The sequence below is a fragment of the Streptomyces sp. NPDC047002 genome (assembly GCF_040704505.1).
GTDB lineage: Bacteria > Actinomycetota > Actinomycetes > Streptomycetales > Streptomycetaceae > Streptomyces.
The window spans coordinates 77,388-100,782 of record NZ_JBEYWC010000003.1; the positions used below are offsets into that span (position 1 = coordinate 77,388).

At 74.0% G+C, this 23,395-nt stretch carries 23 protein-coding genes; 12 read left to right on the forward strand and 11 right to left on the reverse strand.

Annotated elements, in window-relative coordinates:
• Positions 1-19: 19 nt before the first annotated feature.
• The 3 genes from AB0910_RS04810 to AB0910_RS04820 form a co-directional block, all read right to left on the reverse strand.
• Positions 20-1,117, reverse strand: a complete 1,098-nt coding sequence (locus tag AB0910_RS04810; protein WP_366743083.1) for an enolase C-terminal domain-like protein — start codon at positions 1,115-1,117, stop codon at positions 20-22.
• 348 nt (positions 1,118-1,465) lie between these two features.
• On the reverse strand, positions 1,466-2,305 hold the full coding sequence (locus AB0910_RS04815; protein ID WP_366743084.1) for an FCD domain-containing protein: 840 nt from the start codon (positions 2,303-2,305) through the stop codon (positions 1,466-1,468).
• Between the two features lie 305 nt (positions 2,306-2,610).
• Positions 2,611-4,458, reverse strand: coding sequence for a chloride channel protein (locus tag AB0910_RS04820; protein ID WP_366743260.1), 1,848 nt, complete (start codon positions 4,456-4,458; stop codon positions 2,611-2,613).
• A 159-nt stretch (positions 4,459-4,617) separates the two neighbouring features.
• Here AB0910_RS04820 and AB0910_RS04825 point away from each other — a divergent pair, with 159 nt between their 5' ends.
• Positions 4,618-5,127 (forward strand): MarR family transcriptional regulator, encoded by a 510-nt coding sequence (locus AB0910_RS04825; RefSeq protein ID WP_366743085.1) that lies wholly within the window; start codon positions 4,618-4,620, stop codon positions 5,125-5,127.
• 37 nt (positions 5,128-5,164) lie between these two features.
• On the opposite strand, the gene AB0910_RS04830 is transcribed toward AB0910_RS04825, so the two are convergent.
• On the reverse strand, positions 5,165-6,571 hold the full coding sequence (locus AB0910_RS04830; RefSeq protein WP_366743086.1) for a hypothetical protein: 1,407 nt from the start codon (positions 6,569-6,571) through the stop codon (positions 5,165-5,167).
• Positions 6,572-6,936: 365 nt separating this feature from the next.
• Here AB0910_RS04830 and AB0910_RS04835 point away from each other — a divergent pair, with 365 nt between their 5' ends.
• From AB0910_RS04835 to AB0910_RS04860, 6 genes are all read left to right on the forward strand, one after another.
• Positions 6,937-8,229 carry a molybdopterin-dependent oxidoreductase gene (locus tag AB0910_RS04835; RefSeq protein ID WP_366743087.1) on the forward strand — a complete coding sequence of 431 codons (1,293 nt, stop codon included), beginning with the start codon at positions 6,937-6,939 and terminating at the stop codon, positions 8,227-8,229.
• Entirely contained in the window at positions 8,226-8,801 is a 576-nt protein-coding gene (locus AB0910_RS04840) for a hypothetical protein (RefSeq protein WP_366743088.1), read from the forward strand. Before AB0910_RS04835 ends, AB0910_RS04840 begins: the two co-directional genes overlap by 4 nt.
• A gap of 1 nt (position 8,802) precedes the next feature.
• On the forward strand, positions 8,803-9,870 hold the full coding sequence (locus AB0910_RS04845; protein WP_366743089.1) for an NAD-dependent epimerase/dehydratase family protein: 1,068 nt from the start codon (positions 8,803-8,805) through the stop codon (positions 9,868-9,870).
• 99 nt (positions 9,871-9,969) lie between these two features.
• On the forward strand, positions 9,970-10,665 hold the full coding sequence (locus tag AB0910_RS04850) for a glycosyltransferase family 2 protein (RefSeq protein WP_366743090.1): 696 nt from the start codon (positions 9,970-9,972) through the stop codon (positions 10,663-10,665).
• A complete protein-coding gene (locus AB0910_RS04855) occupies positions 10,662-11,294 on the forward strand; it encodes a DUF2064 domain-containing protein (protein ID WP_366743091.1) in 633 nt (210 codons plus the stop codon). The genes AB0910_RS04850 and AB0910_RS04855 overlap by 4 nt, the downstream gene beginning before the upstream one ends.
• The gene (locus tag AB0910_RS04860; protein WP_366743092.1) at positions 11,291-12,034 is read left to right on the forward strand and encodes a class I SAM-dependent methyltransferase; all 744 of its coding nucleotides are present in this window, start codon (positions 11,291-11,293) and stop codon (positions 12,032-12,034) included. The genes AB0910_RS04855 and AB0910_RS04860 overlap by 4 nt, the downstream gene beginning before the upstream one ends.
• Before the next feature lie 22 nt (positions 12,035-12,056).
• On the opposite strand, the gene AB0910_RS04865 is transcribed toward AB0910_RS04860, so the two are convergent.
• Positions 12,057-13,130, reverse strand: a complete 1,074-nt coding sequence (locus AB0910_RS04865; protein WP_366743093.1) for an alkene reductase — start codon at positions 13,128-13,130, stop codon at positions 12,057-12,059.
• Positions 13,131-13,242: 112 nt separating this feature from the next.
• On the opposite strand from AB0910_RS04865, the gene AB0910_RS04870 reads away from it, so the two are divergent.
• A complete protein-coding gene (locus AB0910_RS04870) occupies positions 13,243-13,626 on the forward strand; it encodes a MerR family transcriptional regulator (protein WP_366743094.1) in 384 nt (127 codons plus the stop codon).
• A 258-nt stretch (positions 13,627-13,884) separates the two neighbouring features.
• Here AB0910_RS04870 and AB0910_RS04875 read toward each other — a convergent pair whose 3' ends face one another.
• Entirely contained in the window at positions 13,885-14,289 is a 405-nt protein-coding gene (locus AB0910_RS04875; protein WP_366743095.1) for a nitroreductase family deazaflavin-dependent oxidoreductase, read from the reverse strand.
• A gap of 70 nt (positions 14,290-14,359) precedes the next feature.
• A complete protein-coding gene (locus tag AB0910_RS04880) occupies positions 14,360-14,848 on the reverse strand; it encodes a hypothetical protein (protein ID WP_366743096.1) in 489 nt (162 codons plus the stop codon).
• Positions 14,849-15,141: 293 nt separating this feature from the next.
• On the opposite strand from AB0910_RS04880, the gene AB0910_RS04885 reads away from it, so the two are divergent.
• Complete coding sequence (locus AB0910_RS04885) at positions 15,142-15,777, forward strand: TetR/AcrR family transcriptional regulator (RefSeq protein WP_366743097.1); 636 nt, start codon at positions 15,142-15,144, stop codon at positions 15,775-15,777.
• Between the two features lie 100 nt (positions 15,778-15,877).
• On the opposite strand, the gene AB0910_RS04890 is transcribed toward AB0910_RS04885, so the two are convergent.
• Positions 15,878-16,792, reverse strand: coding sequence for an alpha/beta hydrolase (locus tag AB0910_RS04890; RefSeq protein WP_366743098.1), 915 nt, complete (start codon positions 16,790-16,792; stop codon positions 15,878-15,880).
• Positions 16,793-16,941: 149 nt separating this feature from the next.
• Here AB0910_RS04890 and AB0910_RS04895 point away from each other — a divergent pair, with 149 nt between their 5' ends.
• Complete coding sequence (locus AB0910_RS04895) at positions 16,942-17,589, forward strand: TetR/AcrR family transcriptional regulator (protein ID WP_366743099.1); 648 nt, start codon at positions 16,942-16,944, stop codon at positions 17,587-17,589.
• 154 nt (positions 17,590-17,743) lie between these two features.
• On the opposite strand, the gene AB0910_RS04900 is transcribed toward AB0910_RS04895, so the two are convergent.
• Positions 17,744-19,555, reverse strand: coding sequence for a thiamine pyrophosphate-requiring protein (locus tag AB0910_RS04900; RefSeq protein WP_366743261.1), 1,812 nt, complete (start codon positions 19,553-19,555; stop codon positions 17,744-17,746).
• Positions 19,556-19,828: 273 nt separating this feature from the next.
• On the opposite strand from AB0910_RS04900, the gene AB0910_RS04905 reads away from it, so the two are divergent.
• Positions 19,829-20,020 carry a hypothetical protein gene (locus AB0910_RS04905; protein WP_366743100.1) on the forward strand — a complete coding sequence of 64 codons (192 nt, stop codon included), beginning with the start codon at positions 19,829-19,831 and terminating at the stop codon, positions 20,018-20,020.
• 100 nt (positions 20,021-20,120) lie between these two features.
• Entirely contained in the window at positions 20,121-21,002 is an 882-nt protein-coding gene (locus AB0910_RS04910) for an SDR family oxidoreductase (RefSeq protein WP_366743101.1), read from the forward strand.
• A gap of 129 nt (positions 21,003-21,131) precedes the next feature.
• Here the strand turns inward: AB0910_RS04910 and AB0910_RS04915 are convergent, their stop codons facing one another.
• Together AB0910_RS04915 and AB0910_RS04920 are read right to left on the reverse strand one after the other, a co-directional pair.
• Positions 21,132-21,929: a SigB/SigF/SigG family RNA polymerase sigma factor gene (locus tag AB0910_RS04915; protein ID WP_366743262.1), complete on the reverse strand. Its 798-nt coding sequence runs from the start codon at positions 21,927-21,929 to the stop codon at positions 21,132-21,134.
• Positions 21,930-22,156: 227 nt separating this feature from the next.
• Positions 22,157-23,392, reverse strand: a complete 1,236-nt coding sequence (locus AB0910_RS04920; protein ID WP_366743102.1) for a PP2C family protein-serine/threonine phosphatase — start codon at positions 23,390-23,392, stop codon at positions 22,157-22,159.
• Between the last annotated feature and the right edge of the window lie 3 nt (positions 23,393-23,395).

The following is a 23,395-nucleotide window of genomic DNA, read 5'->3' on the forward strand; positions in this document are numbered from 1 at the left end:
TGCGCCGTCACGGCGGTCCTCAGCCGGCCTGCTCGACGAAGCGCTGGAGTTCGCTGCCGTAGCCGAAGTCCAGCGGCAGGGCGATCCCCGGTCCGGTGGGGGCGCGGACCAGTCCCTGGTCGTCGACGTGGCGTTCGCGTACGACGCGCACCGACGTGACCAGGGACTCGTAGTAGGTGGTGTTGGAGATGGCCATGCACAGGTGGTGGTTGGGGATGTCGGAGCCGTGCACCTCGGCGCGGACCCGGAACGCGTCGGCCAGGTGCGCGGTGCGCATGGCACCGGTGATCCCGCCGCGCAGTGTGGTGCCGGCGCGCACGCCGAAGGTGGCGGCGCCCGCCTTGATGAAGTCGGCCGAGTTCATGTGCGCGCCGTCCGAGGTCTCGGCGACCAGCAGCGGCACGGACACCGACTCGGCGAGCCGCTGGTAGGCGCTGACGCTGAACTCGCGCATCGGCTCCTCGTACCAGAGGTAGTCGGCCTCGGCGAGCGCCTTGCCGAGCAGGATGGCGTCGGGCAGGTCGAAGCCGGCCGAGCCGTCGTACATCAGCGGTACGCCGGGGCCGACATGGGCGCGCAGCGCCTGGCAGAGCTCGGCGTCGCGGCGCGCGTCGCCCCAGGCGTGCAGCTTGATGCCCCGGTAGCCGAGGGCGAGGCACTGGTCGGCCACATCGAGGAACTCCTCGGTGGTGGCGAAGGTGGAGGTCGAGGCGTACGCGGGTATCGCCTCGCGGAAGCCGCCGAGGAGGCGCCACACCGGCTCGCCGTGGACGCGGCCCGCCAGGTCCCACAGCGCGACGTCGATCAATCCCAGGGTCGGCAGCGGGAGTTCGTGGATGCGGTCGAGCTCCCACACCCGGTGCCATAGCCACTCGCGCCTGAACGGGTCGGCGCCGACGAGCTCGTCGCGGAAGACCCGGTCCACCAGGTCATCGAGGGTGGCGGCGGCGCCGGGCCTGGCGAACACCGCCACTCCCTCCGCGCCCTCGTCGGTGCCGATGCGCAGGACGGCGCCGTCGCCGGTGGGCGCGCTGCCGCTCAGGCCCTGGCGCCAGGAGAACGGCGGGTCCGCCGGGGGGACGTCGATCCGGTGGACTTCGACATGCGTGATCTTCATCCGTGCTTTCTGTTCTGTGAGCGGGTGTGCCGGAGGCGGCGCCCGGCGGGGAGGCCGGGGGTCCGGAGGCCCGGGTTCGGCGGCGGCGTCGGTCCTGTTGGCCCGTGGGGGCGGGCGCGGCGGACGGCGGCGGGACCGTGCGGCGCACGGCTCGTGCGGAGGGAGGCCGAGGAGCGGCGGCACGCGCCCGGGGAAACCGTTCTTCGGGCGGGTGTGCGCGGGCCGCGGCGCACCGGGCGGGTCGGTGCGCCGCGCCGCCGGGGGCGGGCGCGGTGCCGGGAGGCGTCCCGTACGTTCACACCGGGGCGGCGCTGCGCCGTCCTGCCGGTGGCTGTGCGGTGTGCGTACCTACGAGGCTGACACCTCCGGCGGCTGCTCCTGCGGACCGGCGGCGGGCCCGCGGGCCCTGCGGGGCGCCGCGGACTGCGCGGGGAGGTTGAAGATCCGGTCGCGGATCCGGCGTTCCACCTGGTGACGCGTGGTGTCGATGTGGGCCTGCATCAGCTCGGCCGCCCTCTCGGCGTCACCGGAGGCGACGGCCTCGGCGACGGCGACGTGCTGGTGGCCCGCGGCTTCGAGGGACCCGGGCACGTCGCCGTGGAAGAGGAGGATGTCGGTCTGCGACATCAGCCGGCGGATCGTGGTGATGCTCGACCTGAGGAAGACGTTGTGCGCGGCGATCCCCACCGCGTCGTGGAACTGCTCGTCGGTGGCGGCGAAGTCCCGTACGTCGCCGGCCTGTCCGGCGGCAAGCGACCGCTCGGCGCTCTCGCCGATGGCGCGCACCTCGATCGGGGTGGCGAGCGTGGCCGCCTTGCGCGCGGTGTCCGACTCGATGAGGTGCCGGTAGTCGATCAGCATCATGACGTGTTCCATGCTGGTCGGCTGGAAGTGCGCGAGCCGGTCGTCGTGCGGTGTGCCGGGCGGGGCAGCGACGAAGATGCCGGCCCCCCTGCGCACGCTGAGCCTGCCGATGGCCGCGAGCACCTTGATCGCCTCGCGGGTCACATTGCGCGTGGCCCCCAGGATCTCCGCGAGCCCCTGCTCGGTCGGCAGCCGGTCGCCCGGCAAGAGGTCCTGCTGGGCGATGTACGTGAGGAGTCGCTCCGCGACCAGCTCGTACCCCGGCCGGTAGGCGGTGGCCCGCTGCGCGGGCCCCTCGGACGGGACGACACCTTCGCCGGACACGGACGACCCCCTGGACTCGGATGAGTTCGATCGACTCGGATGAGTTCGATTCATTTCGCCGTCACTATGGCACCGACGCCGCGCCAGGGGAAGACTCGTACCCGAAACATTTCCGCACGGCGGACGAGACCCGGCTCACGCGCGGTGCCGCCCAGGGACCCTGTGGAGGTCCCGGACGGCGGGCGGCCCGCCGAGGCCGGGGCCACTCCCCCGGCGGGACGGACCCACCGGGCCGGATGACGCCGATCGATGGCGCCGAGTGCGGGGAAATGAATCTGCTTCATCGGACAGTGGGGTGGGCTGGATCATCCCGGGATGCCGTCCGGAGGCCCATCGGCCGCCGCCCGGCGGGGAGTTGACGGCAGGTCGGCGGCGGGCGCGCCGTCCGCCGCGGCCGGTTCGCCGCGCGGTGGCGCGGGCAGCCGGCCGCGCAGCGCGTCGAGCACCGTCTGGTGGGTCATCCAGCCGACGAGCCGGGTGCGCGTGGCGTCGAGTACGGGCAGCCCCGCGCCCTCCGCTGCGACCAGCCAGTGGAGGGCGTCCGGCAGGGCGGCGTCGGCGGTGAGGGGTACCGGCAGGTGGACGACCGCGGCCACGGTGAGGTCCTCGGCGTCCTCCTCCTCCGCGAGCGTTTCGGCGGCCGAGCGCGCGGTGGCGGTGCCGAGGTAGGCGCCGTCGGCGCCGAGCACGGGCAGCACGCCGTGCGGGGAGCGCGCCAGCGCCTCGACCGCGCTCGCCAACGGCGCGGCACCGTCGAGCGGACGCGGCACCGGCTCCATCACGGCGCCCGCGGTGAGTCCGGCGAGTGGCGACGCGGCCGCCGCCTCGCCGATGTCGATGCCCCTGCGCCGGAGTTTGAGGGTGTAGACGGTGTCGGTCGACAGGGCCCTGCTGATGCCGGTCGCCACGGCGATGGCGGCCATCAGCGGCAGGATGACGGAGTACTCGCCGGTCAGCTCGAACATGATGATGACAGCGGTGATCGGGGCGCGGGCCGCCCCGGCGAACACCGCGCCCATGCCGATCAGGCCGTACGCCCCGACCGGGCCCGCGCTGCCCGGCAGCACCTCGTGCACGACGGCGCCGTAGCCCGCGCCCAGCATCGCCCCCATGAAGAGGGAGGGCGCGAAGACGCCGCCCGAGCCGCCGATGCCGATGGTCAGGCTGGTGGCGGCGACCTTGCCGAGCAGGAGGAGCACCAGCAGCCCCACGGCGTACTTGCCCGCGACGGCGCTCCCCAGCACGGGGTATCCGACGCCGTACATCTGCGGCAGGAACAGCAGCAGCACGCCAAGCAGCAGGCCGCCGACGGCGGGACGCGCCCACTCGGGGCCGCGCCAGGCGAGGTCGCAGAGGTCCTCGACCCAGTACAGGACGCGGGTGAAGCCGACGCCCACGGCCCCCGCGACCACCCCGAGCAGGAGGAACAGCAGGTACTCGGAGAGGTGGTGGACGGTGAAGACCGGCAGGCGCAGGAACGGGTCGTCGCCGAGGGCCGCCCTGCCGATGACGGACGCCGTGACCGACGCGAGGACGACCATGCCGAAGGACTCGGCGGTGAAGTCCCGCAGGATCAGCTCCATCGCGAAGAAGACCCCGGCGAGGGGCGCGTTGAACGTCGCGGCGATGCCGCCCGCCGCACCGCAGGCGACGAGGACGCGCATGCGGTCCTCCGCGACCCGCACGAGGCGGCCGAGCCCCGAGCCGAGAGCCGAGCCGATCTGCACGATCGGCCCCTCCCGCCCGACCGAGCCGCCCGAGCCGATGCACAGCGCGGACGCCAGCGCCTTCACCAGCGCCACCTGCGGGGCGATCCGGCCGCCGCGGCGCGCCACGGCGAGCATCACCTCGGGCACGCCGTGGCCGCGCGCCTCCTTGGCGAAGCGCTGCACGAGCGGCCCGTAGAGCAGGCCGGCGACCGCCGGCGCCAGCAGGACGAACCACCGCCCGAGCCACGGCACATGGGGGTTGACCGCGTGTCCTGCGGCCGCGTAGTCCGCGTGGCCGGAGAAGAGGAGGGTGAAGGCCTCGATCAGCCGGCGGAAGACGATGGCGCCGAGGCCCGCGCCCGCCCCGACGAGCAGGGCGAGCGCCAGGAGGCCGCTCTTGGCCTCGCGGACGGCGGCGAGCAGCCGGGAGGGCAGGTCCGGCATGCGGAGGCTGCGGCGGTCTGCGGTCGGGGGCGCGGGCGTGCGAGGTCCGGTCGACATCTTTGCATTATGCAATAGACACCATTGCCCTGTGCAATGCTTCTCACGGGCTGGGACGCCCGGGCTTACCCCCGCCCCGCCGGGAACCGGTAGAAAGGGGGCATGCCCGAGGAAGCGACGCACCCCAGCCCCCGCGCCCGCCACGACGAGGCCGCGGACGAGGTGGTCGACGCGGTGCTGACCGCGTCCCGTCTGCTGGTGGCGGTGTCGGCGCGCTCGCTCGCGTCCGTCGGGGAGACGCTGACGCTGCCCCAGTTCAGGATGCTGGTCGTGCTGTCGGGCAGGGGCCCGATGAACATCTCCCGGCTCGGGGCCCATCTCGACGTCATCCCGTCCACGGCCCTGCGCATGGTGGAGCGGCTGGTGGCCGCGCGCATGCTCGCGAAGGAGTCGAATCCGCTGAACCGGCGGGAGATTCTGATCAGCCTGACCCCGGAGGGCCGCCAGGTGGTCGAGGAGGCCACCGAGCGCAGGCGGGCCGAGATCGCCCGGATCGTCGGGGCGATGCCGGGCGATCAGCGCACCGCGCTGATCGCCGCGCTGCACGCGTTCAACGAGGCGGGGGACGAGCCCCCGGCGGGCGTACGCGCCGCCGCCGACACCCTCTGGTGACGTACGGCAGCCCCGGAGCCCGTACCGGCCGCCGCCGTCACCAGCCTGTCAGGAGCAGGTGGTTGAGCAGGAGCGCGACGACCGCCTGCGCCGCGAGCCAGCCGCGCACGTCGCGCCGCGGCAGCAGCACCGCGGTGGCGGGCAGCCAGAGCGTGAACGGCAGCCAGATCCGCTCGGTCTCCGCCTTGCTCATGCCCGACAGGTCGGCGGCCGCGATCGCCAACAGGAAGGCCCAGCCGAGCAGAACCACCGCGCGGTGCTCACCGCACGGCCTCCGCACCAGCCGCGCGGCACCGGCAACCGAGGCGAGCCCGGCTGCCGCCACCACGGTGGCCGGATCGCCGAACAGCCAGTAGGAGTACGGGCGTACGCCGCCGACCCCCTGGTAGTACCGCTCGACGAGCAGCGGGTACGCGCTCCACCAGCGGAAGCCGCAGGCGACGAAGAGAGCCGTCACCGCGCCCGCCGCGCCCAGTACGTACGGCAGCGGGCGGGCGGTCCGCGCGCACACCAGCACCGCGAGCGCGGGCAGCGCGATCAGGGTGAGCCCGTACGAGAGGTGCACGGCGAGGCCGAACAGCAGGCCGCTGCCGATGGCGGCGGCGGCCGGGCCCCACCCACGGCGGGTGGCGGCGAGGGCGAGCAGCGCGAGGGCCCAGGCGGCCACGCCCGCGAAGTACCCGTCGCCGGAGGCGCCCACCCAGACAGCCGCGGGCGTGAGCACGAGGAAGGGCGCGGCGCGCCGCGCGGTGCGCTCGGTGCCGAGGGCGCGCAGGCAGACCAGCGCGGCGGCGGCCACGGAACTGCCCGTGACCACGCAGAACATCCCGGCCCAGCCGCCGCCCCCGAGACCCACGCGGTCCAGCAGGACGAAGGTCAGCACGGCGCCCGGTGGGTGGCCCGCCACATGGGCGGGCCAGTAGCCGGGGCGGCCGCCGACGATGTGCTGGGTGAACGTGTGCAGGGCCGGGAGGAGTTGGTGGAAGCGGGGCACGGCGGGCACGTACTCGTGCCGGGTCGTCAGCCGGCCGGCGATGCCTCGCTGCCAGCCGTCGACCAGGGCGAGCGAGCAGGTCCACGCGGCGGCCGCCGCCCAGGCGGAGCCCAACAGCAGCCGCCAGGACAGCAGTTCGGCGACGGTGGGCCCGTAGCCGACGACCAGGGCGGCGACCGCGAGGGCCGCGGGCGTCCCGGGGCCGACGTGCGGCATCCAGGTGGCGAGCAGCGGCGGCCAGGACACGTGGAGGGTGCCGTCCGCGCGCTGCACCGCGGCGCCCACGGCCGCGACGGCGGCGAAGAAGACGACCGCGGCGCCCGCCGCCAGCAGATCGCGGCGCCCGCCCGCCGCCCGCTTTCCCGGCCCCGTATTTCCCGGCCCCGTACCGGAATTCCCCGAAATGACGGAGGGGGAGCCGCCGAGGCGGCGGAAGAAGGAAACGCTCATGCACCCACCCTAGAGCGCGCTCGGAATTCCGCTGCGCCAGTCATCGGCATGAGGCGCGAAGAACGGCAGAGCCGTTTCTTCCGTGTACCCCCTTGCATGCACCGCATGCGCGCACCGCGGCGGGACATCATACTTTCGTAAGCACCGGGCATGAGGCGGGTCACCGGCCCGGGCGTCACCGTTCCGTAAGGAATTGCCTCGGAGCCGACCGGTGCGGGGCGCGGTTTCCTTCCGGAAGGCCGCCGCGAGCTGCACCTTGACGGAAAACAGTGCGTCACCGCCCGGGCACCGCACCGACGGAGGTCATTCTTCCGTCATCACTCGACGGGATTCTGTTGCCTTCGCGTGGTCTACAGTCCAGCACCATGAAAGTCCCCCGCCACCTTTCACAGAACCCGTGGCGCAGTCCGCTGCGTGGGCCCTGGCTCACGTCCGTGTTCGGCGCCGTCCTGCTCGTCGGCATTCCGGTGCTTTTCGTCACCGGGCTGCTCTCGTACGCCGCGTACAATCCGGACCTCTCCGCGGCGAATGACAGGACTCCGGGAAAGGGGCTGCTGGGCTTCTACCTGTTCGCGTGGCCGACGCACCCGTACTGGCTCTACCGGCTCACGCAGGGCGTCCATGTGACGCTCGGGATCGTCCTCGTGCCCGTGCTGCTCGCGAAGCTCTGGTCGGTGGTGCCGAAGCTGTTCACCGTGCCGCCCGTGCGGTCGGCGGGGCACGCGCTGGAGCGGCTCTCGCTGCTGCTGCTGGTGGGCGGCGGGCTGTTCGAGTTCCTCACCGGTGTGCTCAACGTCCAGTTGGACTACCTCTTCCCCGGCTCGTTCTACCCGCTGCACTTCTACGGCGCGTGGGTGTTCACCGGTGCCGTCGCCGCCCATGTCGCCCTGCGCCTGCCGCGCACCGTACGGGCCCTGCGCAGCCGGGACTTCAGGGCCGAGCTGCGCACCGGTACGGCCCGCACCCGGCCGGAGCCGCAGGACGGGAGCGGTCTCGTCGCCGCCCGCCCGTCCGCGCCGACCATGTCGCGGCGGGGCGCGCTCGGCATGGTGGGGCTCGGCTCGCTCACGCTGTTCGTGGTGACGGCGGGGCAGAGCATCGGCGGGCCGCTGCGCCGCACCGCGCTGCTCGCCCCGCACGGCAGGCCGGTCGGCGACGGACCCAACGGCTTCCCCGTGAACAAGAGTTACACCGCTGCGCGGATCCACGCACCGGATGTGGACGCCGAGGTGTGGCGCCTCGCGGTGCGCGGGCGCGGCGGTCCGGTGTCCCTGACGCTCGACGAGGTGCGCCGGCTCGCCGTGCACCGCTCAGCCCTGCCCATCGCCTGCGTGGAGGGCTGGTCGACGGAGAACCAGCACTGGGAGGGCGTACGCCTCGCCGCACTGGCGGAGCTGGTCGGCCACGAGGCACACGAAGCGCCCGGTGTGTTCGTCGAATCGGCCCAGCCGACGGGGTCGTTCCGGGCCGTCGCACTGCGCGGCAACCAGGTGCGCGACCCGCGGTCGCTGCTCGCCCTGCGGGTCAACGGCGCCGATCTCTCCCCCGACCACGGTTACCCGGCGCGGATCATCGTGCCGGACGCGCCGGGCGTGATGAACACCAAGTGGGTGCGCAGGCTCACCTTCGGCGCGACCGGTCCCGGGGCGGGCGCGTGAGCGGCAGCGGGCAGGACCCGCGCCCCGGGCGCGTGGGCGGCAGCGGCGGGCAGGACCCCGCACCTGCACCGGCGCAAGGGCCGAGACATCGCCTCCGCGCGCGTTTCCGGCGGATCTACGGCGAGTCCCCACTCCATCTCGCCCTGCTGGCGGCCTCGTTCGCGGTCTGCGGCTATGCGGCGCTGCGCTGGCTCCCGTACGACTGGTTCTCCATCGGGGTCTGGTTCGTCGGCGCGGCCGTGCTGCACGACCTGGTCCTCGTGCCGCTGTACGCCGGGGTGGACTGGGCGCTGCACCGCGCGTTCGGCACCGCCGCGGACAGCGCGCCGCGGGGGGCGGTCAACCACGTGCGCGTGCCCGCCTTCGTCTCCCTGCTGCTGCTCCTCGTCTACTGGCCGCTGATCCTGCGCGACTCCCCCCACTACACGGTGTCGACCCGCCTGAGCGACACCGTCTTCCTCGGCCGCTGGCTGCTGATCACCGCGGCGCTGTTCACGGCGTCCGCCCTCTGGTACGCGGCGGGCCTCTGGCGCGCCCATCGCCGCGCGCACACCTCCGGAAAGGAGCGCTGACATGCGCGTACTGCTCACCGGCGGAGCCGGGTTCATCGGGTCGCACATCGCCGAGGCCCTGCTCGCGTCGGGCCACGAGGTCGTCGTCCTCGACGCGCTCCTGCCGGCCGCCCACCCGGTGCCGCCTGCGCCGCTCCCCGGCACCGAGCACCTGCGCGGGGACGTGCGCGATCCCGAGGCGGTGGCACGCGCCCTGCGCGGGGTGGACGCGGTGTGCCACCAGGCGGCGATGGTGGGGCTCGGCAAGGACTTCGCCGACGCCCCCGCCTACGTCGGCTGCAACGACCTGGGCACCGCTGTCCTGCTCGCGGCCGCGGCCGAGAGCCCCGTGCGGTCGGTGGTGCTCGCCGGGTCGATGGTGGTCTACGGCGAGGGCCGCTACGACTGCGCGCGGCACGGCCGGGTCGTGCCGGGCCCGCGCGCCGAGGCGGACCTGGCCGAGGGCAGGTTCGAACCGCGCTGCCCCGCGTGCGGCGACAGCCTCGTGCCGGGCGAGGTGGGCGAGGACGCGGCGCCCGACCCGCGCAACGTGTACGCGGCGAGCAAGCTCGCCCAGGAGCACCTGGCCGGCGCCTGGGCGCGCGCCGTCGGCGGCACCGCGATCGCGCTGCGCTACCACAACGTCTACGGCCCCGGGATGCCGCGCGACACCCCCTACGCGGGCGTCGCCTCGTTCTTCCGCTCGTCCCTCGCCAGGGGCGAGGCGCCGCGGGTCTTCGAAGACGGCGGCCAGCGGCGCGACTTCGTGCACGTACGGGACATCGCGGCGGCCAACGTCCTCGCTGTTGAGGCGCTCTCCTCCCGTCCGCGCGGCGCGCTGCGCGTGTACAACGCGGGCAGTGGCACCCCGCACACCGTGGGCGACCTGGCCGGCGCGCTCGCCGCGGCGCACGGCGGGCCCGCCCCGGTGACCACCGGCGCGTACCGGCTCGGCGACGTGCGCCACATCACCGCGTCCTCGGCGCGGCTGCGCACCGAACTCGGCTGGCGTCCCGAGGTCACGTTCGAGGCGGGCGTGCGCGAGTTCGCCCGCGCCCCGCAGCGCGCGACGGCCGCCCCGGCCGGCTGACTCGGCGGCTCCGCGCGCCCCTTGCCCCCCTCCGGCTCCCCGCACCGATCCCCCGTCCGTTTTTCCGTATCCGCTTCGGTATCCGAACACCCCTTGGACGTGACTGCTTTGACCGCCACGACGGCAGACGTCGTACTCCCCTGCCTCGACGAGGCCCGCGCCCTGCCCTGGGTGCTGTCGCGCGTGCCGAGAGGCTGGCGGGCCATCGTCGTCGACAACGGCTCGGCCGACGGTTCCGCCGGCGTCGCCGCGGCGCTCGGCGCCACGGTCGTGCACGAGCCCAGGCGCGGCTTCGGGGCCGCCTGCCACGCCGGACTGCGCGCCGCCGAGGCCGAGTTCGTCTGCTTCTGCGACTGCGACGCCTCCCTCGACCCCGGGCTGCTCACCGGCTTCGTCGACCGGGTCGCCGCGGGCCGTGCCGACCTCGTGCTCGGCCGGCGCAGGCCGGAGCGGCGCGGGGTGTGGCCCGCGCACGCCAGAGCGGGCAACCTCGCCCTCGCCCGCATGATCCGGGCGAGGACAGGGCTCGGCCTGCACGACCTCGGGCCGCTGCGCGCGGCGCGCCGCTCCGCGCTGCTCGGCCTCGGGCTCACCGACCGGCGCAGCGGCTACCCCCTGGAGATGGTGGTGAAGGCCGCCGACGCGGGATGGCGGGTCGAGGAGCGCGACGTGCCGTATCTGCCGCGGGAGGGCAGGTCGAAGGTGACGGGCACCTGGCGCGGCACCTGGCACGCCGTGCGCGACATGCGCGCGGTCCTCGCCGCCCCGGCCGCCGAGGGGGCCGGCCCCCGATGACCACGCTCCTCGTGATCGCGAAGGAACCCGTGCCCGGGCGCGTCAAGACCCGGCTCACCCCGCCCTGCACGCCGCGGCAGGCGGCCCGGCTCGCCGAGGCCGCGCTCGCCGACACCCTGCACACCGCGCTGGCGTCCGCGGCCGACCGGTGCGTCCTCGTGCTCGACGGCGCCCCGGGGCCCTGGCTGCCCACCGGGGTCGAGGTGGTGCCCCAGGAGACCGGCGGGCTCGACCGGCGCATCGCGGGGGCGTTCGCCCGGTGCGCGGGCCCTGCCCTGCTGATCGGGATGGACACCCCGCAGATCACGCCCGGGCTGCTCGAACCCGCGCTCGACCCTGGGGCGTACGGCCCGGGCAGCGCCTGGTTCGGCCCCGCGGCGGACGGCGGCTTCTGGGCGCTCGGCCTCTGCGACCCCGATCCCGCCCTGCTGCTCGGTGTGCCGATGTCGACGCCGACGACGGGCGCCGTGCAGCGGTCCCGGCTGACCGCTGCGGGGCTCGCCGTGCGGGACCTGCCCGTGCTGCGCGACGTGGACACCGCGCGGGACGCCTCGCTCGCCGCGGCCGAGGCGCCCGGCGGCCAATTCGCCTTCGCGGTACGCGAGCTGGCCACCGCGGGTGTCCTGTGAGCCGCGCGAGGACCGCCGCGGGAGAGAGCCCGGCGGGCCGGGCGGCGACGGCTCAGGACGGGGCGGGGTGGTGCGCCGACCCGTACACCGCAGCCATGCGCGCCGGGCGCGGGCCGCTCTACCTGCGCGGCAGGCAGGGCGAGCGGCTCGCGCTCGGCGTGGAGCGCTGGTGCGGGGCGCCGGACGCCGCGGACCGCACCGTCATCGACCGCTGCGAGGGCGCCGTGCTGGACATCGGCTGCGGGCCGGGCAGGTTCGTGGCCGCGCTGGCCCTTGCCGGGCACCGGGCCCTGGGCATCGACGTGAGCCGGGCCGCCGTGCGGCGCACCCTGCGCGGCGGCGGGCCCGCGCTCGTGCGGTCGGTGTTCGACCCGGTGCCCCGCGAGGGCCGGTGGGACACCGCGCTGCTGGTCGACGGGAACATCGGCATCGGCGGCGCCCCCGAGGCGCTGCTCGCGCGCGCCGCCGAACTCCTTGCTCCCGGCGGCCTGCTGGTGGCCGAGGTGGCGCCCGCCGATGTCGACGAGCGGCTCGACGTGCGCTTCGACGACGGCGGGACGCACGCCGACGGCGGGACCCGCACCACCGGTGAGACCGGCGCCGACGGCGGGTTCTTCCCGTGGGCCAGGGTCGGCGCCCGCGCGCTCCTCGCCCACGCGGACCGCGCCGGCGGCTGGGCGGCCCGCGCGGCCTGGCGCAGGGACGGCCGCTGCTTCGTCGCCCTGCGCGGCCGCCCCTGACGGGTGCGGTGGCCCGCCGGGGTCAGGCCGCGTGCCGGTAGGCCGGGTAGGTGAGATAGCCGGTGTCGCCGCCCTGGTAGTACGTGGCCTCGTCGACGGGGGCCAACGGCAGTCCTGAGCGCAGGCGTTCCACCAGGTCGGGGTTGGCGATGAAGGCGCGGCCGAAGCTGATGAGCTCGGCGCCGAGGGCGAGCCAGTGGTCGGCGGCCGCCAGGTCGGCCTGCTTCGGGCCCATGGGGAGGACCGGGTTGACGATCAGGGTGCCGGGCCAGGCGCGGCGCAGGGCGGTGAGCACCTCCTCGGGGGCGGTCGCCTCCAGGTGCACGTAGGCGAGGCCGAGCCGGGCGAGTTCGGCGAGGAGCGCGGTGTTGAGGGCGACCGCGTCGTCCTCCCGTACGCCCCAGAAGACGCCGCCGGGAGAGAGGCGGATGCCTGTCCTGTCGGCGCCCACGGCATCGGCGGTGGCCTCTACTGCCTCCACCGCGAAGCGGATGCGCCCGGCGACCGTGCCGCCGTAGCGGTCGGTGCGCAGGTTGGCGTTGGAGGAGAGGAACTGGGAGATCAAGTACCCGTTGGCGCCGTGCAGTTCGACGCCGTCGAAGCCCGCGTCGACGGCCCGCCGCGCGGCCTGTGCGTACGCCTGCGCGTGCACCGGCACTTCGGCGGTCGCCAACGCGCGGGGAACGGGCGCGGGTTGCGGCCCCTTCGGTGTGAAGACGTCCCCCGTGGCGGCGACCGCGGAGGGGCCGACGGGCGTGTGCCCGGTGGTGTCCGGGTGCGAGACCCGGCCGCCGTGCATGATCTGTGCGTAGATCCGGCCGCCGTTGACGTGCACGGCGTCGGTGACGGCACGCCAGGACGCGGCCTGTTCCGCGGTGTGCAGGCCCGGCGTGCCGGGGTTGGACTGGCCGACCAGGCTGGGCTGCACCCCCTCGGACACGATGAGCCCCGCCGTCGCGCGCTGCGCGTAGTACGCGGCCATCGAGGGGGTGGCGAGGCCGCCCGCCGCCGCCCTCACCCGGCTCATGGGGGCCATCACGGCCCGGTTCGGCAGGGTCAGGCCGCCGAGCCGGCAGCTGCTGAACAACGTGGTCATGTCGGGTTCCTCCGCGCCTCGTGTCACCCGGTTCCGGGTTCGCGGTTACGGTAGAACCTGACGTCGATGTCAGGGGCAAGCGGTGTGACGCACCGCACACAAGGAGGTCGTCGTGCGCATCGGGGAACTCGCGGCACGCACCGGGGCCAGCGTCCGGTCGCTGCGGTACTACGAGGAGCAGGGCCTGCTCCACAGCACCCGCAGCTCCGGCGGGCAGCGGCACTACGCGGACGAGCAGGTCGAACGGGTGCGCTTCGTCCAGCGGCTGTACGCGGCGGGCCTGTCGAGCCGCACCATCGTCGAGCTGCTGCCCTGCGTGGACGCGCCGAGCGCGCACAACTCCGACGCGGCCCTCGAACGGATGGCCCGGGAGCGCGACCGTCTCTCCGCCCACATCGAGGACCTCGTACGCACCAGGGATGCGCTCGACGGTCTGATGGCCACGGCGAGGGCACACCGCGACGGCCTGCCGGAAGCGGCCGCCGCCTGCGTCTGACGGCGGCCGCTGCGGGCAGCGGCGGCAGGTCCGCCGCCTCGGCGGGTACGGGACCGGTTCGGTGGTGTGCTGTGGAGGTTGCGCACCGGCAGTGGTCGGTGTGGCGTCCGGGAGGGCTACGGGTCGTGGTCCGTGAATCGGCAGGCCTGGTGGTCGCCGGGGCGGCCCTGGACGCACTCGAACAGGCCCGGCGGTGGAGCCGCCCCCGGGGCGTGGCGCGGGGCGCCGGAACCGGGGGCGGTGTGAGTCGAAGGGCTGTCAGGTGCGATCCAGAACCACGACCGGGATCACGCGGTCGGTCATGGCCTGGTACTCGGCGTAGGTGGGGAAGGTCTCCACCATCAGGGGCCACAGCCGGTCGCGTTCCGCGCCGACGGCCGTGCGGGCGCGGACGCGCAGGTGGTCGGGGCCGACCTGGATCCCGACCTCGGGATGGGCCAGCAGGTTGAGGTACCAGTTGGGGTGCCGGTCGTGGCCGCCGCGGGAGGCGACGACGACGAAGGAGTCCTCCACCGCCCGGTAGATCACGGCGAACTTGCGCGGCAGCCCGCTGCTCCGGCCGACCGTGTGCAGGATCAGCGTGAACAGGCCGGGCTGCCATTCGTGCCCGATCGCGCCCGCGGTCTCCTCGTACGCCTTGATGTGGGTTTCCTGGAACAGCACAGTCGCTCATTTCCTCGTGGTGGGACGGTTCTTCGGGGCCCGGGGCGCGCGGGCGCGGCCGGGGCGGTGGTCAGGGGCGGTTGGTCAGCAGGACGGTGCCGGTCCGGCCGGGGCGCTGCGCGTGCGCGAGCGCCGCGGGGTACTCGGCGAGGTCGTAGCGGCCGGCGATCTCCGCGAGGTCGGGGCGCGTGGCCACCAGGTCGAGTGCGCAGGCGGCGTCGTCCGCGCGGGTGGCATCGTCGAGCCGAGCCCACTGCTCGATGCTGACGCCGGCCGCCATCCGCTGACGCCGCACCAGGTCGAACGGTTCGACGCCCGAGGGCCTCGGGTCGAGTCGACCGCAGGAGAGCAGCGTGCCGCCCTCACTGAGCCGGTCGAACATCGCCCGGCTCACCGGTCCGCCGACCGGGTCGAGCGCCACCCGCACGGGCCGGCCGCCGATCGCCTCGTCCAACCGCTCGGTCCAGCCGTCGCCCGAGGTGGTGACGACGGGGACCTGCGGCCACCGCCGCGGACCCGGCGGCGGCGTGCAAGACCGGTCCGTCCGCCCCGGCGCCATGGCGATCGACGGCCCGCATCAGCATGCGCGTGGTGAACGGGTTGACCAGCGCGAGCGCGGCCACGTCGTCGGGCAGCGCGTCGGCGAGGGTGAGGACGTCTGCCGGGTCGCCCGGCCTGGTATGGACGATGCCGCGCATCGCTCCTCCTGAGGTGCTGGGGTTGCCGGTGCCGCCGCCTGTCTCCTCCGAGCGCAAATGATTCTTGGTCGATCAGTCAAAAACCTTGGGGGCGCCTCACGTCTCCCGCGCCCCGGGTTCCTGGTCAGGCGGCCAGGAACGGTACGCTGAGGGCATGGCGCGGCCACGCAAGTTTGCCGAGGACGACGTCCTGCGGGACGTGCGGGAGCAGTTCTGGCGCACCGGGTACGACGGGACGAGCATGCAGGACCTGTGCGCCGCCACGGGCCTGGGCTCGCAGAGCCTGTACGGGGCGTTCGGCGGCAAGCACGAGCTGTTCGTCCGGGCCCTGGGCACCTACTGCGACGCGCAGGTCGAGGGACTCGGGAGCGGCCTTGCCCGGCACGAGGACCCCTGGGACGCCCTGATGGCGGCGGTGGTCTTCGACGCGAGCGACGGCCGGCTCCCACTGGGCCCCGACGGCTGCTTCCTGGCGTCGTCCGTCGCCGCCCTGGCCCGGCGCGACGACTCGGTCAGGACGCTGTCCGAGCGCACCTACCGGGCGATCACCGGCCTGCTGCGCGCGGAGCTCGCCCGCGCCGGCCGGACCGGACGCCTCAAGGCCGGCGTGGACCTGGACGAGGCCGCACTCGCGCTGCTCACAGCGATGCAGGGGATCGAGTTCCTGAGCAAGAGCGGCTTGGAGGCGCGCACCCTCGCCGCCGCGCGCGCCTCCACCGTGGCCATGCTCACCGCCGCGTACGCGGTGCCGGCGGCCGGGCAGGAACCCGCGGCCGTCCCGGCCGCGTGAACGGACCGGCCTGCCCGGTTACGGCGTCCGGAGCGCACCGGCCGCGCAAGGGGTGCCTCGCACCCGCCTCGCCCACCGTATCGGTGGACGCGGCGCCACCTCAGGAGGCGGGGACGCCGAGCTTCTCGCGCAGCCACGCGGCCATCACGCCGACCGCCTCGTCGATCTCGGGGACCTTTCCCGCGCCGAACAGGAAGTTGTGCTGCCCGCCCGGGATCACCTCCAGGCGCACGTGCACACCGGCGGCCCGGGCCCGGACGGCGAACCGCTCGCTGTCGTCGGTGAGGATCTCCTGGTCGCCGTAGAGGACGAAGGTCGGCGGCAGGCCGGCCAGGTCCGCGTGCTGGAGGTTGATCCGGGGATCGGTCTTCGCCACGCCGGTGCCCTCCAGCATCAGATCGCCGAAGGCGGTGAGCTGGGTGCGGCTGAGCATCTTGTCGAGCTCCGCCTTGCCGTCGATCGAGGGGTTGTCGAGCGCGATGTCGAACCACGGCGACATCGACAGCACCGCGCCGGGCAGCGGCAGGCCCTCGCGCCGGGCGACGAGTGCCAGGTTCACCGCGTAGTTCCCGCCGATGGAGTGCCCGACGGTGGCGATCTTCGCGGCCTCGTACCCCTGGTCGAGCAGCCACCGGTAGGCGTCCCGGACGTCGTCGGTCTGGGCCGGGAACGCGTGTTCGGGCGCCAGCCGGAAATCGACCAGCAGGGCCGGGACTCCGGTGGCCCGGGCCAGGTGGCCGACCGCCTTGCGGTCCATCCACGGGGAGGCGACCACCGAGCCGCCCGAGTGGCTGTGCAGCAGCACGTGCTCGCTGGAACTGCCGGCCGGGACCGCCCAGAGCGCGGGCACGCCGCCGGCGTCGACCTCCCGATAGGTGACGCCCTCCGGCTCGCTCGCGAGCAGGTGCAGGGACTCGGAGATGTCGCGCCAGACGCCGATGTTGTCGGTGAGGAGGAACTTGGCGGCCATGTCCTCGTAGAACGCGGCCATGTGCTGGAGTTCGGGGCTGCCCATGATGATCGCTCTCCCGGTGCGCGGGTGGGGTCGGCGGCTGGTCCCGCCGGCGGGACAGCCGTTTCTGGTTTCTGGTCGATCGACCAATAACGGTTCCGACCCTACCCCGTTTCTGGTCGATCGACCAGAAACGGGTTTACTGTCATGGCATGGCACGGCCCAGGAAATTCGACGAGCGCGCGGTCCTGCTTGCCGCGCGCGGACGGTTCCGGCGCTACGGCTACGCGGCGACCAGCATGCAGGACCTGTGCGAGGCCGCAGGAGTGGCGTCGCAGAGCCTCTACGGCGCCTTCGGCAGCAAGCACGGGCTGTACGTGCGGACGCTGGAGGACTACTGCGCCGAGCAGCTCGCCGGCCTGCGCGCGGGCCGGGAGCGGGCGCGGTCGCCCTGGGCGTGGCTGCTCGCGGCGGTCACCTACGACGACGGGGGGACGATCGGCCTCAGCGACGACGGCTGCTACCTGTCCGGGTCGGCCTCGGCGCTGTCCCGGCTCGACAGCACGGTGAACGCCATCGCCGAGCGAACCTACGCCCGCACGCTTGAACTGCTCACCGCCACGGTCCGCGAGGCGCAGGCCGCCGGGGAGATCAGGACCGACGTCAGCGCCGACGACATCGGGGCCGCCCTGCTCACCGCCATGCAGGGCATCGAGTTCCTGCTCAAGTCGGGACTCGGCGAGGAGGCGTGCGCGCACGCGAGGAGGAGCGTCGTCGAGGGGCTGCGGCGCGCGTACGCCCGGCCGACGCCCGCGCCTTCGGGGTGCGGGGCGCAGGAGGGCCCACCGGAGCCCCCGTGAAAAAGCTCCAGGGCCCCCCGGCGACCGCCAGGCCTGCGATTCGTGAGGGGCAGCGGACCTGACGCCGCCACCGGCAGCGGCCGCCGCCCCCGTACGGTGCGGGCCCGCGCGGGCGGTCCTGTCCGCGGCGCGCCAGGACGGCCGGGGGCCCGGGTCAGTCCTCGGCGCCGGGGCGGTCGCCGCGCTGCCGGTGGCCCGGCAGCATCTCCTGCACCTTGGACTTGATGCCCTGCCTGACCATGCCGGCCCGGTCGGGGTCGCCGTGCAGCACGGACGAGGCGGCCGCCTCGATCTGGTCGAGCGAGGCGTGCGGCGGGATCGGCGGCACGGCCGGGTCGGTGCGGAAGTCGATGACGAACGGCCGGTCGGCGGCGAGCGCGCGCTGCCAGGCCCCGACCACCTCGTCGGGCTTCTCGACGCGCACGCCGTCGAGACCGATGGACCGGGCGAAGTCCGCGTAGCGCACGTCCGGCAGACCCTGTGACGGCAGGAACTGCGGGGCGCCCTGCATGGCGCGCATCTCCCAGGTCACCTGGTTGAGGTCCTCGTTGTTCAGGACGGCCACGACGAGCCGCGGATCGGACCAGTCCTGCCAGTACTTGGCGGCCGTGACCAGTTCCGCCATGTTGTTCATCTGCATGGCGCCGTCGCCGACCAGGGCGATGCCGGGCCGCTCGGGGTGGCAGAACTTGGCGCCGATCACATACGGCACGGCGGGCCCCATCGTGGCCAGCGTGCCGGACAGCGAGCCGCGCATGCTGCCGCGCAACCGCAGGTGCCGCGCGTACCAGTTGGCGGACGAGCCGGAGTCGGCGGCGATCACCGCGTCGTCGGGGAGCAGGTCGTCGAGCGCGTGCACGACGTACTCCGGGTTGACCGGTTCCGCGTCGACGGCCGCCCTGCGCTGCATGACCTCCCACCACCGCGCGGTGTCCTTCTCGATCTTCTTCCGCCATGCGCCGTGTTTCTTGCGCTCCAGGTGCGGCAGCAGCGCGGTGAGCGTCGCGCGGGCGTCCCCGACGAGGTTGACCTCGAACGGGTAGCGCAGGCCGACCATGAAGGGGTCGATGTCGATCTGCACGGCCCGCGCCTGGTCGTACGGGGGCAGGAACTGCGCGTAGGGGAAGCTCGATCCGATCATCAGCAGGGTGTCGCAGTCCCGCATCATCTCGTACGAGGGGCGGGTGCCGAGCAGCCCGATGGAGCCGGTGACGTACGGCAGTTCGTCGGAGAGCACGTCCTTGCCGAGCAGCGCCTTGGCCACGCCCGCGCCGAGCAGGTCGGCGTACTGCTCCACCTCGGCGCGCGCTCCCCGCGCACCCTGCCCGACCAGGACCGCCACCTTCTCGCCCGCGTTGAGCACCTCGGCGGCCCGCCGCAGGTCGGCCTCGTCGGGCACCGGCGCGTACCGCCCGACGCCGAGGCTCGACGGCACCATCTTGAAGGCGTGCGCAGGCGGCGAGTAGTCCAGCTCCTGCACGTCGGCGGGGATGATCACGGCGGTGACGGTGCGCCGCGCGTACGCGGTGCGCAGCGCGCGGTCGAGCACGTTGGGCAGTTGCTCGGGGACGGTGACCATCTCGCAGAAGTCCGCCGCCACGTCCTTGTAGAGGCTCAGCAGGTCGACCTCCTGCTGGTACGAGCCGCCCATGGCGCTGCGGTTGGTCTGGCCGACGAGCGCGACCACGGGCACGTGGTCGAGCTTGGCGTCGTAGAGGCCGTTGAGCAGGTGGATCGCGCCGGGCCCCGAAGTCGCCGCGCACACACCGACCTTGCCGGAGAACTTGGCGTAGCCCACCGCCTCGAAGGCGGCCATCTCCTCGTGCCGCGCCTGGACGAACCTGGGCTTGTTGTCGGCCCGGCCCCACGCGGCGAGCAGCCCGTTGATCCCGTCCCCCGGGTAGCCGAAGACATGGTCGACGCCCCACTCGCGCAGGCGCCCGAGCACCTGGTCGGAAACCTTCATCGACACGGTCTGTCCTCTCGTTGCGGCGGTTCGTTGCGGCGGTCGGCCGGGGTGCGGGCCCCGCGGGGGCGGCCCCGCTGCGCCCGGCCGCCGGGTACCCGCGAATCCCCCGCGCACGCGTGGCCTCCGCGGCCGCCGCCGTGACATGAGGCGCCCGCAGGTGGGGCACCCGGCACCTGGCCCCGGGGCAGCGCCCTGGGGCGGCAGGCGACTCCCGGGGCGCGAGGCCCCCGGAGTCCGGCACGGAGAGTTCGCACACCGAGGAGGCGCCCCATGGCGGACCCCGCACCCGACAAGGACCCACGGCAGGCGGCCGAGGAGCTCGATGAGGAGAGCGAGCGGCAGGGCCGGCGGATCGGTGAGGCCGAGGAGCCGGCCTTCACCACCCGGCGCGAGCGCCTGCACGAGAAGGAGGACCCGGAGGCCGAGCACGAGGGCAAGAGGACCAGCCAGGACTACGCGTAGCGGCGGCACGGGTCCGGGTCGGCCGACGCGGACGCCTCCCCGCGGGGGCGGGCCGCCCCCGCGCCCCGGCCCGGTCCGACGCCGCCGGCAGGAGGCAGCCATGACCGAAGAACCGCGCGACCCGGTGGAGCGGCATCCGCGGCCGGAGTTTCCCCAGCAGGACCAGGAGCATCCCGGCTGGACCGGCCCGATGGACCCGCCCCCGGACCACGGCGAGGAAAGCTACGAGGGGCACGGCCTGCTCACGGGCCGCAAGGCCCTCCTCACGGGAGGTGACTCGGGCATCGGGCGTGCCGTGTCGCTCGCGTACGCGCGCGAGGGCGCGGACGTCCTGTTCACCCACCTCCCCGCAGAACGGGAGGAGGCAGGGGAGACGGTACGGCTGGTCGAGGAGGCCGGGCGCAAGGCGGTGGCCGTGCCGTGCGACATCCGCGACGAGGAGGAGTGCGGGACACTCGTCGGCACGGCCGTCTCGGCGCTGGGGCACATCGACATCCTGGTCAACAACGCCGCCTACCAGATGTCCCAGCCCGACGGCATCGGCGCGATCTCCACCGAGCAGTTCGACCGGGTCGTGCACACCAACCTGTACGGCATGTTCTGGCTGTCGAAGATGGTGCTCCCGCATCTGCGGGCCGGTGGTTGCATCATCAACTCGGCGTCCGTGCAGGCGTACAAGCCCAGCCCGCACCTGCTGGACTACGCCATGACGAAGGGCGCGATCGTCACCTTCACCCAGGGGCTCGCGCAGCAGCTCGCACCGGAGGGCATTCGCGTCAACGCGGTGGCACCCGGCCCCGTGTGGACGCCGCTGATCCCGGCGACGCTGCCGGACACCACCTCCTTCGGCAAGCAGGCGCCGATCGGGCGCCCCGCGCAGCCCGCGGAGATGGCACCCGCCTATGTCTTCCTGGCCTCGCCCGCGGCGAGTTACATCACCGCGGAGATCGTCAACGCGACCGGCGGCACGCCGCTGCCGTGACGGGAGCGGGCAGCGGCTCCCGGTCGGCGTGGAGACGACCTGCCGGGGGACGCCGCCTCCACCACGGGGTGCCCGCGGCGCGGGCACCCCGTGGTGTCCCAGAGCGTCTCCGTGGTGTCCCAGAGCGTCTCAGGCCGCGGAGCGGGCCAGGGCCTGGCTGCGCAGCCGGGCGCAGGTCCTGGTGATCAGCCGCGAGACGTGCATCTGCGAGACGCCGAGCTCCTCGGCGATGCTGCTCTGCGTCATGTCCCTGAAGTAGCGCAGGTAGAGGATGCGCCGTTCCCTGTCGGGCAGTTCGCGCAGGCAGGGGCGCACGGCCTCGCGCTCCTCCACCAGGCCGTAGGCGGGGTCGTCCGTGCCGAGCAGCTCCTGGAGCGCGGACCCCTCGCCGTCCTGGCCGAGGGAGGGCGCGTCGAGCGACAGGGCGGAGAAGCTGCCCTGGGCGCCCATCCCGCGCCGCACCTCTTGCTCGGTCAGCCCGCAGTGCTCGGCGATCCTGGCGGGGCTCGGCGTCTGGCCGTCCGGCTGCTGGGCCAGTTCCTGACGGGCGCGCCTGACCTCGTTGCGCAGCTCCTGCACCCGGCGCGGCACATGCACGGACCACATGAAGTCGCGGAAGTGGCGGCGCAGTTCGCCCCGCACAGTGGGGATCGCATAGGTCGCGAAGGCCTTGCCGAGCGTCGGGTCGTAGCGGTTGATCGCCTTGGTCAGCCCGAGCGCGGCGACCTGCTGGAGGTCTTCGAGCGACTCGCCGCGGTTGCGGTAGCCGCGGGCGATGCGGTGGGCCATGGGCAGCCAGGCGGCGGCGATCTCCTGGCGGAGCCGCTCGGCCTGCGGGCCTTCCGGCGTGTCCTTGAGGCGGCGGAACGCCTCGGCGGTGTCAGGGGCGTCGTCGTGGATGCGCGGCGTTCCTGCGGGCGGGATCATGCTGATCACCAACTCACGAGCGGTAAGGAATGCTGCCGTGAGGTCGGCGTCCCGCGCATGCGCGTACACGTCCGGGCGGGATCGGGACCTCACGGACGTGCCTCACATCCGAAGCACGAGTGTGCGCCTGCCCGCCGCGAGCGGCGGCAAACGCCCTTCTCTCCCGCCATGCTCGCGCAGATCGGGACCTGCGGCCAGTCGGCGCCGCGGCCTGCGGCGGCGTGCCTCTACGGCACGGACCAGGACACGTCGGGGCCGTGCCATTCCAGGATCAGGACGGTGGCGTCGTCGTCGAGCCTGCCGCTGTGGTGGTCGAGCACGGCGTGGATGAGCCGGCGCAGGGTCTCCGCGACGGGCAGGTGCGCGGCGTGCTGGCGTACGAGGTGGTCGATGAAGCGCTCGGTCCCGAACTGCTCCCCCGCGCTGTCCCGCGCCTCGGTGATGCCGTCGGTGTAGAGCACCACGCGGTCGCCCGGCTCCAACTGCTCCTGGCAGACCGTGACGGGCAGGCCGAGCCCCGTGCCCATGGGGTGGGACGGCGGGCATTCGAGGGTGGCGGCCCAGCGCCCGCCGCGGATCAGGACCGGCGCCAGGTGACCGCGGTTGACCCAGGTCAACATCCCGGTGTTCAGGTCGAGTTCGCCGAGCACGCCGGTCGCGTAGTGCTCCTGCCCGAACTGCTCGGTCAGCGCGTCCTCGATGGCCTCGCCGACCTCGGTGACCGCGGCGTCCCTGCGGCGCTGGTTGCGGCAGGCCGCCATGGCGAGACTCGCGGTGAGCCCGGCCGCCGTGTCGTGGCCCATCGCGTCGAAGATCGCCAGATGGACGGTGTCGCCGGAGACGGCGTAGTCGAAGGCGTCCCCCGCGATCCGGTAGGCGGGCTCCATCACCGCGCTGATCTTGACGCGCTCGTCGGCGCAGAAACGCGGGGGCATCAGCGTCCACTGCATCTCGGCGACGACGCTCATCAGCCGGACCCGGGTCAGCCGGGAGTGGGAGTCGCTGCTCGCCCGCTTCGACGCCACCAGCAGCCCCACGGCGGAGGCCAGGGCCCGCATCGCCTCTGTGGTGTGTCCGTCGTCAGCTTCTGTGGCTCCTGGCGCCGCGGTGCCGAAGGGGTCCGTGTCGAAGCCGAGGACCCCGAGCCGCTCGGTGCCGTCCAGCACGGGCAGCCAGCGCCTGCGCAGGTCGGGCGAGACGACCTCCTCCATGTTCTGGTAGGCACGGCCCGCCAGCGTGCCGTCGATGCGCAGGCTGCTGCCGCCTGCGCCCGCGTCCTGGCCGACGCCCGTGACCTCCCGCAGGACGTCTTCCTGGAGGTCGGCGAGGAAGATCCTGGCCCGGCCCACGCCCGCCGCGGCCGCATAGCGGCTCACGAGGGTGGGCAACCCCTCGAAGTTCGTCATGTGGCTGTCGCGCAGCAGGCCGGTGAGCATCGCGCCGATGTCGTCGGATGTCGTCATGCC